The sequence below is a fragment of the Autumnicola lenta genome, from assembly GCF_031846515.1.
Classification (GTDB): Bacteria; Bacteroidota; Bacteroidia; order Flavobacteriales; family Flavobacteriaceae; genus Autumnicola; species Autumnicola lenta.
The window spans coordinates 34,123-46,068 of record NZ_JAVRHO010000017.1; the positions used below are offsets into that span (position 1 = coordinate 34,123).

Consider the following 11,946-nt stretch of genomic DNA (forward strand, 5'->3'; position numbering starts at 1 on the left):
TATGAAAAAAGCACTTAAGATATTCGGAATTTTCATTTTAGTGGTGGTTATTATTTTAATCGCCGCTCCCTTTGTTTTCGAAACACAAATTGAAAATTTTGTAAAAAAAACAATCAATAAAAATGTGAACGCCCAGGTTGAATTCAGCGAGATTGACCTTAGCTTTTTCAGAAGTTTTCCTCAGGCGACGGTAGTTCTTAGTGATGTGAGTGTGATTAACAAAGCTCCTTTTGAAGGAGATACGCTGGCATTAAGCGAAGAAGTGCTGTTGGAAATGTCTGTTAAAGAACTTTTTAAGGGCAGTGAAGAACCAAAAAGTATAGATGAATTCCGCCTGAATAATGCTTATGTAAACATAAAAGTGGACTCCCTTGGAAATGCCAATTATGATATTGCTATTGAAGATACCACGGCTACGGCCACCGTAGACACTACTACTGCCAGCGGGTTTAGCCTGGACTTAAAACATTACGAAATCAACAATTCCCGATTAAAATATGTAGATGAAGGTTCTAAAATGGCCCTTATTCTTGAAGATTTTAACCACAACGGCACCGGCGATTTTTCGCTGGACGAGAGTGAACTGGATACTGAAACAAATGCTTTGGTAACCTTTGATTTTGACGGGACCAATTATTTAAACCGAAACCGGATTGCGCTGGATGCGGTTATCCAAATGGATCTTGAAAATATGAGGTATACTTTCCTGGAGAATGAAGCAACAATTAACCAGTTACCACTAACTTTTGATGGTTATGTACAGGTAAATGACGATAATAGCGAAATTGACCTCAGTTTTAAAACCCCATCTTCTGACTTTAAGAATTTCCTTGCTGTTATTCCTGAAGAATATGCAAAGAATATAGAAAATGTTGAAACTAATGGAGATTTTGTCGTAAACGGAATGATCCGTGGGGTTGTTGACGAAACCTATATCCCAAAGATGGATATTAAAGTAAGTTCGAATAATGCATCCTTCAAATATCCAGATTTACCGAAAAGCGTTCAGGATATTAACCTGGATTTAAAAATTATCAATGAAATCGGACTTGTAGATGACACCTATATCACTTTTGACAATGTCACCTTCCGGATAGATCAGGACAGGTTTGCTGCTAACGGAAGTGTGCGCAATCTTATGGAAAACATGCTGGTAAACCTGAATGTAAATGGAACCATAAATTTGGCAAATATCGAGCAGGCGTATCCGCTGGACATGGATTTAGACCTCAACGGAATCTTAACCGCCGACCTTACTACCAGTTTTGACATGAATTCTATTGAAAATGAACAATATCAAAATGTAAACAGTAAGGGAACTGCCAGCATCAGGAATTTTAGCTACAGGTCTCCTGAAATCCCCAATGAAGTGCAAATTGCCAGTGCCAACCTCAACTTTAACCAGGGAAATGTGACAGTGCCGGAATTGAAAATGACTACGGGACAAACCGATATCACTGCTTCTGGAAATATTCAGAATTTAATGGGTTATCTTTTTACTGAACAGGCTTTAAAAGGAAACTTTCAGGTGAATTCCAACACATTTGTAGTAAATGATTTTATGGTTGCTGAAACTGAAGAAACCGCTGCAGAAGATAATGAAGCAACTTCAGAAGAAAACACTCCAGCCCCAACTAACGGGGAAGAAGCTGTGAAAATCCCTTCTTTCCTGGATGTGCAGGTTGCCTTTAATGCCAGCCGGGTTCTGTACGATAACCTTGAGCTAAAAAACACTACAGGAACAATTATTCTTAGGGATGAGACCGCTACGCTGCAAAATGTGACCAGTAATATTTTTGAAGGAAGTATTGCTTTGGACGGGAATGTTTCAACAAAAAATCCCACGCCTACTTTCCAGATGGACCTGAACCTGAATTCACTTAACATCGCCCAGTCCTTTAATAGTATGGAAATGCTGCAGGCACTCGCACCAATTGCAAATGCCCTGGAAGGAAAATTACAGACCACTTTAAACCTGCAGGGAAATTTAAATAATGATATGACTCCGCAGCTCCAAAGCCTTGCCGGAAATGCCTTAGCACAAATATTAACTGCAGAAATAAATCCGGATAATATGCCATTGCTGAGCAGGTTGGATAATGAGTTAAGTTTTATAGACCTTAACGATATTGATCTCGACAATCTTAGAACCAATCTTACATTTAATAACGGAAATGTGGAAATTTCCCCCTTTAATTTTGACGTGGAAGGAATAAACGTGGAAGTTGCAGGTTCGCACGGTTTTGATATGGATATGAATTACAGCGTAAACCTGGATGTTCCTGCGAGATACCTGGGAAGCCAAATTGGAGGTGCGATCGGGCAGTTAAGTGGCGAAAATATTCAGGATATGATGGTAGCACTACCGGTGAACCTAAGCGGAACTTTTGATAATCCGCAGATTAACCTGAACATGCAGCAGGCGGTCACAAATCTTACTCAGAAGATCGCTCAGCAGCAAAAAGAGAAACTGCAGCAAAGAGGGCTTGACGCCATAAATGATGTTTTAAAAGGCAGAAGAACTACAGATAATTCAGCGCCACAGGATCCTACCGCCGCAGACAGCACCGCAACTCCGCAACAGACTCCGCCGCAAAGTAATGAAGATAAGGTAGAGGAAGCAGCACGTAACATTCTTGGCGGAATTCTAAACAACAGGACGAAAAAGAAGGATACTACCGGGAACTAGTGAAGGGTAAAAGAAGTGGAGAGTGGAAGAAGTGGAGAGAGGAGAGTGAAAAGATTTTTTTCTTTTCTCTTCACTTTCTACTAAAACGGCTTATTCAAAAAATGGCAATTTTCATCCTTAATTTTAAATGATGTTTCCTAATTAAAAGAATACAGGTACGGTTATAAATCAGACCTGACAGGTTTTAAAAACCTGTCAGGTCTTGCTTCCTTTTACAAAAAGTCTAAGTCAAAATTTGGCAATTATTGCTCTTATATACGCTCGTTTACAGACAGAACTTGGAAGCTAATGAAGAGTTCAAAAAGGATATTTCCTCTCTCCGCTTTCCACTAAAAAATCACGAAACATTCAGCTGTACCACGTAACCTTCGTGCGCACGTACGTTAAAAGCTGTACCATCTTCAAAAATCAGGTATTGTCCTTTAATTCCTTTTAGAACTCCTTCATAAAACGCACTTTTCTTTAAGGTCAGCGTTTTTACTTTCTTAGGAAATTCCAGTACGGGGAATTCAATTTCGGTTTCTTTGTTACTGGCCAGGTAATATTGTTTGGCTTCTTCAGGAATAAAATCCTTCAGTTTTTCTCTTTCTTCAGCTAAATCCAGATCCAGAATATCGTTGGTAAGCATTTTGCGCCAGTTGGTTTTGTCTGAAACATGATCTTTTAATGCCACCTCTGTAATTCCAGCGAGATACCTGTTGGGCACTTCCACAATTTCTATAGCCTCGTGCGCTCCCTGATCGATCCAGCGTGTAAGCACCTGGCTCCTGCGCGTCACCCCAACCTTCACATTGCTGGAATTAGCAAGATATACCACGTGTGGCTGGAGTTGCGACTGCTTTTCGTATTCCAGGTCCCTATCTTCCTCACCCAAATGTGCTTTACTTAATTCTGGCCTCATAATCCAGTCTCCTGCCTGCGGAATACTACTCCAGCAGTCATAGCAAAATCCGCTTCTAAACACTTTTTTCTGTTTAGCACAGTTAATACACTGAAACTGAAGAAAATTTATACTAAGTTTCTTGTTTAGAACCTGGTTAAGGTTAAGAAAGTCCGATTCGAAAAGCAGGTAATATTGAACGGTATCTGTAAGTTCCGTTTTCATTTTGGTAAGCACACCTTCGTACCTCATAGATTTGGTATTATTCTTTGTTGAAACGATTTTTTTTGCAGGCTGTAAAGTTTAGTTTATTTTTAGCCAACCAACCATTTTATGCCCTTAAGACTTAGCGCGTAAAGTTAAAAATAAATAATGCCAATTCCGTTAGTAAATTCTGTTGCCTCCTGGTTCCTTAAAAAACGGATCCACCAAATGGAATTATTTATAAAGTACCCTCACGAGGTACAGCATGAGCTTTTAAAAAACCTGATCTCAAAAGCAAAAAACACTGAAGTTGGCAGGAAATACGACTTTGCTTCCATAAAAGGTTATCAGGACTTTGCAGATCGTGTTCCGGTTCAGAAATACGAAGATTATGAACCCAATATTGAAAGGAGCAGGCGCGGTGAGAACAATATTTTCTGGCCCACCCCAATTAAATGGTTCGCGAAATCCAGTGGAACGACCAATGCTAAGAGCAAGTTTATCCCTGTAAGCGACGATTCGCTCGAAAATTGCCACTTTTCGGCAGGCAAGGATATGTTATGTATGTATCTAAATAACAATCCGCAGTCGCAAATGTTTGCAGGCAAAAATCTAAGACTGGGAGGCAGCAAGGAAATTTACCGCGATAATGGCACAGCTTACGGGGATCTTTCAGCAATATTAATAGACAATATGCCTTTTTGGGCAGAATTTAGCAGCACTCCGAGTAATGAAGTTTCGCTAATGCACAACTGGGAAGTGAAAATGCAGGCGATTGTAGACGAAACTATAAAGGAAAGAGTAACCAGCCTTGCCGGTGTGCCTTCCTGGATGCTCGTTTTGCTAAACAATGTGCTGGAAACTACCGGAAAAGGCAATTTATTTGAAGTCTGGCCGCACCTGGAAGTATATTTTCACGGGGGTGTTAGTTTTAATCCTTACGCACCGCAATATCAAAAGATATTGCCAAAGGAAGATTTCCGGTTTTATGAAATTTACAATGCGAGCGAAGGATTTTTTGCCTGCCAGGATCAAAACGATTCCAAAGAATTGTTGCTGATGCTGGACTACGGAATCTTCTACGAATTTATTCCGATGAATACTTATAATACTTCAGAAGAAAAGCTTATTCCGTTAAGCGAGGTCGAAATTGGTGAAAATTATGCAGTCGTTATAACTACAAATGCCGGGCTATGGCGTTATAAAATCGGCGATACCGTTCGTTTTACTTCCATAAATCCTTATCGAATAAAAGTTTCGGGCAGGACAAAGCACCATATAAATGTTTTTGGAGAAGAGCTTATTATTGAAAATGCCGAAGAAGCCCTAAAAAAAGTTTCCCTTGTCACAAATTGTGAAATTATGGACTATACCGTGGCACCTATTTTTATGGAAGGCAAAGAAAAAGGCTCCCACGAATGGATTATTGAATTTCTCACTCCGCCACGGGACCTTGAAAACTTTAAAATTCAGCTGGACAAGGCGCTACAGGAAATAAACAGCGATTATGAGGCCAAACGCTTTAATAATATGACGCTTAATATGCTCAAAATTCACCAGGCACGTAAAGACCTCTTTTATGACTGGCTTAAAAAGAACGACAAATTAGGCGGCCAGCATAAAATTCCCAGGCTTTCAAATTCAAGAAAATACGTTGAAGAATTACTTACGATGATGTAAAAGATGTATCCCGAAATTTGACAATTATCGGCTTCTATTTTCCTTCTCTTTGCAGGAATAAAGGTTTGAAGATTTGGGTTTATACGTATCTTTGGCCCCTATGAGCAGCCTGATACAAATTTCAGTTTTACCCAACCAACAGGAAGACGAATCTGTTATTCTCCCGTTGGCGCTGGAAAAAGCCAAAATTAAGAAGAAAGATATTCGGGAGTGGCGGATTCGGAAACGATCTATTGATGCCCGAAGAAAGCCGGTTAAGATTAACCTTCAGGTGGAATTCTGGAAGAAGGATGAGGTGCGCAAAGCTATCCCGGCATTTATTCCACAGCAGGTTTCAGGTGCTAAGGAAATTGCAATTATAGGTGCCGGGCCTGCAGGTTTATACGCTGCGCTGCGTGCTGTTGAAGCTGGACTAAAACCGATAACTTTTGAACGCGGAAAAGATGTTCGCGCCCGCAGGCATGACCTCGCTAAAATCAATAAGGAGCAGATCGTTAATCCCGAATCAAATTACTGTTTTGGGGAAGGCGGCGCCGGAACCTATTCTGACGGAAAACTCTACACACGTTCTAAAAAACGTGGTAATGTCCTGAAGGCGCTCGAGTGGTTTGTGCATTTTGGTGCAGATCCTGATATTCTTGTGGATGCGCATCCGCATATCGGGACCAATAAACTTCCGAAGATTATCACTTCTATGCGGGAAGCGATAATTGAAGCCGGCGGGGAAGTCCGTTTTAATTCGAAACTTACCGATTTAAAACTGGAAAACAACAAAATTGAAGCTATTCAGATTAATAAGGACAAGTGGCTTTATTTTGATGAAGTGATTCTCGCAACGGGACATTCTGCCAGGGATATATTTTACCTTTTACACGAAAAAAATATTAAAATTGAGGCAAAACCATTTGCATTGGGGGTTAGGGTGGAGCATCAGCAAAAGTTAATTGATACCATACAATATCACGGGGACGATGAAAATCCTTATCTGCCGCCCGCATCGTATAGCCTTGTGGAGCAGGTAGACGGCCTGGGTGTTTATTCCTTTTGTATGTGCCCCGGCGGTATTATTGCCCCTTGCGCCACAGCACAGGAAGAAGTGGTTACTAACGGATGGAGCCCAAGTAAGCGTAATAATCCGTACGCCAATTCAGGAATTGTGGTGAGCGTTACCCCTGAAGATTTCCCAAATTTCGATCCTAATGATCCCTTTGTGTCGCTGGATTTTCAGAAAAGTGTAGAGCATGCGTGCTGGGAAGCAGCCGGGAAAACCCAGCAGGTTCCTGCGCAGCGAATGATAGATTTTGTGGAAGGAAAAGTCTCTGTAGATTTCCCGAAAACATCTTATCAACCCGGCATTGTGAGTGTTGATTTGAACAAAATTCTGCCTCCGCTAATTGCCGCCCGCCTGCAAAAAGCATTTGTGCTCTTCGGAAAAAAACTGAAAGGATATTATACCAATGAAGCAGTTTTACATGCGCCGGAAAGCCGGACCTCCTCCCCTGTTTCCATTCCGCGCCATCCTGAAAACCTTGAACATATTGAAGTGAGCGGACTCTATCCTTGCGGGGAGGGAGCCGGTTATGCCGGAGGAATAATTTCTGCCGCCATAGACGGAATTAATTGCGTGGATGCTATTGCTAAAAAATATGCTGAAGGGAATTCTTAGCAAACGGTTCCGTTTCCGACAAAAGGTCGATAATTGCCATTTTTGAGGCCTCTCCTCGAAAACCCAAGTGGCTCCTCAAAAGCAACTTGAAATTACAATTACGGATTAGATTATTCTCAGAAAATGATATTGCATTCAAAATGCAAATTGATAATTGGTGTTTTTAAAGCACAATCTTACAAAGTAGGGAAACCTGTCAGGTTTTGAAAACCTGACAGGTTTACTTTTACCTTAAAGGAGCAAAAAACCCCTTCATTTCTGAAGGGGTTTTGATTTTGAGCGGGAGACCGGGTTCCCTTCGATTTGCTTTTCCAAAGCTCACTCAGGACAGGCTTCTCACCCAGTGGTTTTTCAGCAAAAGTTGGGACAACAAAAAACCCCGACATTCCTGAAGGGGTTAGTTTTGAGCGGGAGACCGGGTTCCCTTCGATTCGCTTTTTCAAAGCTTACTCAGGACAGGCTTCTCACCCAATCACTTTTTAAACAGAAGACCGAAAATTGCCATTTATGAGTCATTATCCTAAAGAGCCGGCAAACCCGTGAGGTTTTAAAAACCTCACGGGTTTCAGTTTCTACCGATGGAGTGAAAATAAACAACAAAAAACCCCTACATTTCTGAAGGGGTTCGTTTTGAGCGGGAGACCGGGTTCGAACCGGCGACATTCAGCTTGGAAGGCTGACGCTCTACCAACTGAGCTACTCCCGCAATAGCGGTACAAATATAATCTTTAAGTTTTTCAACTTCCAAAAAAATTAAAGCTTTTTTAAAAAATGATATCCCTTTATTACGTAGCCTTCGTTCATATAAAATTTATGAGAACGATAATTCTGAACGTAACTATTTAATTCTGAAGTCTCACAACCTTTTTCTTCAGCATAATTATAGATAAATTCAAATAATTTCTTTCCTATTCCTTTTCCCTGAACTTCTTCAGAAATATAAATATGATCGGGCTCGCAACTTCTACCGGCATAATGCCTGGTCATAAACCAAAGCCCAAAAACACCAATTAGCTTCTGATCAATAAAAATTCCGAAGCATTCATAATTCTGCTCGAGCATTTCAGTAAATCGTTTCTTTAAAATTTCATCAGAAAATTCTTCTTTGGACAACTTCTGAATAAGCGGAATTATTGTTTCTATATCTTCTTTTAAAATCTTGTTAAATGCAGGTTCCATACGGGAGTTTTCTGCTAAAATAATCATATTTTTAGCCTTAACTAGATTAGATAATTTTTACAAGAAATATGAAAGATAAAACCGGAAAAATTCAGGATTTAATAGATGCAAAATTCCTTAAAGAACGTAAAGTTTTTCTTTGGGGAATGGTAAACGACAAGACGGCTAAGCACGTGATTGACCGGTTAATGTACCTTGATCTTGACGGCGACGAAGAAATACAGTTTTTTATAAATAGTCCCGGAGGTTATGTAACCGATGGATTTGCTATTTATGACACGATACAATCCCTTAACAGCCCGGTTTCTACTATTTGCACCGGTCTTGCTGCTTCTATGGGCTCTATTTTGCTTTCTGTAGGAACTAAAGGAAGAAGGTTTATCCAACCTCATGCCAAGGTTATGATACACCAGCCAAGCGGTGGCGCACGTGGCCAGGCTTCAAATATTGAAATTCAGGCAAATGAGATCCTGAAGACCAAAGAACTCAGCGCCCGGATTTTAGCAGAAAATTGCGATCAGGATTACGACAGGGTGATGAAAGATTTTAACCGTGACTACTGGATGGACGCAGACGAGTCTTTAGATTACGGCATTGTAGATGGGATCTTAAAAAAATAGCAAATGGACATTAAACACAAGGAAAGCGATACGCGGGGAATGTTCTATATTGAAGGTGAAAAAGGTATTATTGCTGAACTTACTTACAAGAGGCAAGATAACAACATCATTCTTATAGACCACACTAAAGTAGACCGCAAATTCGAAGGTCAGGGTCTGGCTACAGAACTTTTAAAAAGAAGTGTGGAGCATGCCCGGGAAAACAATTTAAAAATTGACCCACTCTGCCCTTTTGCAGAGGTTCAGTTTGAAAGGCACAAATCTTACGAAGATGTAAGAGCCACCAGATAAATATAAGCCCTACAAGAGGGCTTTTTTCTTTTTTGCCTCAAACTAGCGCAAAAATCTGAAATCCAGATTGCCATGATAAAACATAGAGTTTATACTTTAATTACCTTTTTAATCGCCACACTTGTTTTTACTTCATGTAAAGACAATGCAGAAGAACCGGGCATTGAAACATCGAATAATACAGAAACGATAGGAAAGTTAACCGATGCTGAATTTATTTCGGAACTTTTTGGAGACGCTGCTGCAGCAAAAAATTTGTCGCTGCAACGCAGAAAAGAAGCTGCTGAATTTTATAGTGATCGGGATTTTGAGCCGGTTTGGGTAAATTCCGGACTGCGGGAAAGTTTATTCCGAAATATTCAAAATATCGATAAAGACGGACTAAATCCTGAAGATTACAATATACAATACCTGGAAGAATCTTTATCCAATCTTGAGGATTTGAATCAGGAGGAAAAATCCAGGCTTGAAATTTCACTAACAGATAATTTCCTTCAGCTTGCACATGATCTTTATTACGGAAAGCTGAATCCTAAAGAACTTTTTGAAATCTGGGACCTTCCAAAGGAAGACATTGACCTGGCGGGAATTCTGGAAGAAGCCATAAACCAGGACGATATTGATGCTGTATTAAATTCAATCAAACCAGATCACCCGGTTTATCTTGGCTTAAAAAAATCCCTTGCGGAATACGAGAAACTGAATTCTGAAGAAAAAAGTATCACAACAATAGCGTCAGGAAAAACTATAAAACCGGATGAAAATGATCCAAGAATTCCTGCTATCGCAAAGCGCCTGGAAGAAATCGGTTTTTCTATAGAGTACGACTCTCTAACAAACCAAAATAATAAAGAGATACAGGAAGCTATAAAAGAATTTCAACTTCAATATGGAATTCATGTAGACGGCGTTATTGGTCCCGGCACTATTTCCAGTCTTAATAAAAGCAGTGAAGACCGTTATCATCAAATAATGGCAAATATGGAACGTTGGCGCTGGTTTCCGCGAGATTTTGGAGATCACTATATCCTCGTGAATATTCCTAACTACAAGCTTACTGTGGTGCGGGAGAGCGATACAATTTCTATTCACAACGTAATGGTAGGTACTCAAGCCAGGAAAACTCCTGTTTTTTCTGATGAAATAGAATACGTGGTATATAATCCAACCTGGACGATCCCTCCTACAATCAAGAAAAATGATGTTATTCCCGGTGCAGCCGGAGATATTTCTTACTTCAAAAACAAAAACCTTACTATTTACGACAATGATGGCCAGGAGGTAGATCCTTCTGCCATTAATTTTAGTTCTGGTGAAGGCATGGATTATACCTACAGGCAGAAAGCGGGAAGTTCTAATCCTTTAGGACAGGTTAAGATTATTTATCCTAACGAGTACCTGATTTATCTCCACGATACTCCTTCCAAAGCTTTGTTTGAAAGAAATTCCAGAGCAGAAAGCTCCGGCTGTGTAAGGGTACAGGGCGCTATAGAACTTTCTAAATATCTCCTAAAAAACAGGTCGCAATATTCTTCTGAAGAGATTGATGAGATTATCGCCTCCGGAAAAACCACCCAAATTGAAGTTACCCAACAGGTAAAAGTTCACCACCTATACTGGACTTCATGGCGCGAGAACGGGGAAGCACGATTTACTGAGGATATTTACGGAACTGATCAAAAGATTTACAATTTACTGAAGGAGTAGAATCATTCAGAAACAAAAAATCCCGCCAAAGAAGCGGGATTTCTGTTTTTCTTGTTCTTTACCTTTATGCTGTCGGATAGTTCAGGTAAGAAGATTTTTTCAGGTAATCTGAAGAATTTTTGTGAATATAAACCACAGATTCACCTTTTATGGTATTTATAAGTTCTTTTGCTAAAGCGTTTGGAACAGCAGGACAACCGTAGCTTCTGCCCAGCCTTCCGTATTTTTTTATAAAATCTGGAGTGGCATAATCTGCACCGTGAATTACAACATAACGTTTCCTGGCGTTGCTGTTAAATCCTTTCTCCTTTCCGTCGATAAAAAGAGAAAGTCCGTTACTACCGTAATATGTTTCTCCCGTCACGTAAAATCCAAGGGAACTTTGAAGGGAATTTAGAGTGTTTGAGAATTTTTTTGCGAATTCGCCACCTGTATTTTTACCATGGGACGTATAGGTATGAAATAGCACTTCCTTATTTTCCATATCCAAAATCCACATTCTTTTCTTGCTGGAAGACAAATTAAAGTCTACTATAGTAAGAATTTTCTTGGTTACCTCACCCTGTTTTTCCAGTTTATAATAACCCTTCATTCCTTTTTCAAAAACCTCTAGTGTGGGAAGATTTATATTTTTTCTGGAAAAAGCTTCGTAAGCATTTGCGACTTCCTCTTTAAAGGTTAAAGCTTCAGTAGCCACAATCTCACTGACCGCATTCGATTTCTCATTTTCATTTCGTTTTTCCGTGCTTTTAAAAGCAAATGAAAAAACTAATACCGCCATCACAATCAAAATTCTATACGTCATATTTTAAATAGGTTTTATTTAAATTCCTGTTAATATATTCCAAAGGCTGTGCCAACATACAAAATATTCTCGTTATTTGCTGCTCAAAAGCCCCCAATACGAAACTTTAACATTTTAGCTTCTAATTAATTAAAATTAAAGCGATTAGAAGAAGCACGGCAATTAATTTATAACGTTGTGCATAAATTTCTAGTATCTGAAAAATCACTGAAAATGTTAAAATTC

General features: G+C 39.7%; 10 protein-coding genes and 1 tRNA gene. 6 read left to right on the top strand and 5 right to left on the bottom strand.

The window, feature by feature from the left end; genetic code table 11:
* Position 1: 1 nt before the first annotated feature.
* Positions 2 to 2,689 carry an AsmA family protein gene (locus tag RM545_RS12385; RefSeq protein WP_311495596.1) on the top strand — a complete coding sequence of 896 codons (2,688 nt, stop codon included), beginning with the start codon at positions 2 to 4 and terminating at the stop codon, positions 2,687 to 2,689.
* Between the two features lie 337 nt (positions 2,690 to 3,026).
* Here RM545_RS12385 and RM545_RS12390 read toward each other — a convergent pair whose 3' ends face one another.
* Positions 3,027 to 3,821 carry a DUF2797 domain-containing protein gene (locus tag RM545_RS12390; protein WP_311495597.1) on the bottom strand — a complete coding sequence of 265 codons (795 nt, stop codon included), beginning with the start codon at positions 3,819 to 3,821 and terminating at the stop codon, positions 3,027 to 3,029.
* A gap of 120 nt (positions 3,822 to 3,941) precedes the next feature.
* Here RM545_RS12390 and RM545_RS12395 point away from each other — a divergent pair, with 120 nt between their 5' ends.
* Both RM545_RS12395 and RM545_RS12400 read left to right on the top strand, forming a co-directional pair.
* Positions 3,942 to 5,453 carry a GH3 auxin-responsive promoter family protein gene (locus RM545_RS12395; RefSeq protein WP_311495598.1) on the top strand — a complete coding sequence of 504 codons (1,512 nt, stop codon included), beginning with the start codon at positions 3,942 to 3,944 and terminating at the stop codon, positions 5,451 to 5,453.
* Positions 5,454 to 5,553: 100 nt separating this feature from the next.
* Positions 5,554 to 7,119, top strand: a complete 1,566-nt coding sequence (locus tag RM545_RS12400; protein WP_311495599.1) for an NAD(P)/FAD-dependent oxidoreductase — start codon at positions 5,554 to 5,556, stop codon at positions 7,117 to 7,119.
* A 176-nt stretch (positions 7,120 to 7,295) separates the two neighbouring features.
* Here RM545_RS12400 and RM545_RS12405 read toward each other — a convergent pair whose 3' ends face one another.
* The 3 genes from RM545_RS12405 to RM545_RS12415 all read right to left on the bottom strand — a co-directional run bounded on the left by RM545_RS12405 (position 7,296) and on the right by RM545_RS12415 (position 8,325).
* Positions 7,296 to 7,562: a hypothetical protein gene (locus RM545_RS12405; RefSeq protein WP_311495600.1), complete on the bottom strand. Its 267-nt coding sequence runs from the start codon at positions 7,560 to 7,562 to the stop codon at positions 7,296 to 7,298.
* A gap of 190 nt (positions 7,563 to 7,752) precedes the next feature.
* A tRNA-Gly gene (locus RM545_RS12410) sits at positions 7,753 to 7,825 on the bottom strand.
* A 47-nt stretch (positions 7,826 to 7,872) separates the two neighbouring features.
* Positions 7,873 to 8,325 (bottom strand): GNAT family N-acetyltransferase, encoded by a 453-nt coding sequence (locus tag RM545_RS12415; protein WP_311495601.1) that lies wholly within the window; start codon positions 8,323 to 8,325, stop codon positions 7,873 to 7,875.
* 41 nt (positions 8,326 to 8,366) lie between these two features.
* Between RM545_RS12415 and RM545_RS12420 the strand changes: the two genes are divergently transcribed.
* The 3 genes from RM545_RS12420 (at position 8,367) to RM545_RS12430 (ending at position 10,916) form a co-directional block, all read left to right on the top strand.
* The gene (locus RM545_RS12420; protein ID WP_311483892.1) at positions 8,367 to 8,918 is read left to right on the top strand and encodes a ClpP family protease; all 552 of its coding nucleotides are present in this window, start codon (positions 8,367 to 8,369) and stop codon (positions 8,916 to 8,918) included.
* Between the two features lie 3 nt (positions 8,919 to 8,921).
* Complete coding sequence (locus tag RM545_RS12425; RefSeq protein WP_311483891.1) at positions 8,922 to 9,209, top strand: GNAT family N-acetyltransferase; 288 nt, start codon at positions 8,922 to 8,924, stop codon at positions 9,207 to 9,209.
* A 72-nt stretch (positions 9,210 to 9,281) separates the two neighbouring features.
* On the top strand, positions 9,282 to 10,916 hold the full coding sequence (locus tag RM545_RS12430; protein WP_311495602.1) for a L,D-transpeptidase family protein: 1,635 nt from the start codon (positions 9,282 to 9,284) through the stop codon (positions 10,914 to 10,916).
* A gap of 64 nt (positions 10,917 to 10,980) precedes the next feature.
* Here the strand turns inward: RM545_RS12430 and RM545_RS12435 are convergent, their stop codons facing one another.
* Positions 10,981 to 11,721: a murein L,D-transpeptidase catalytic domain family protein gene (locus RM545_RS12435; RefSeq protein ID WP_311495603.1), complete on the bottom strand. Its 741-nt coding sequence runs from the start codon at positions 11,719 to 11,721 to the stop codon at positions 10,981 to 10,983.
* Between the last annotated feature and the right edge of the window lie 225 nt (positions 11,722 to 11,946).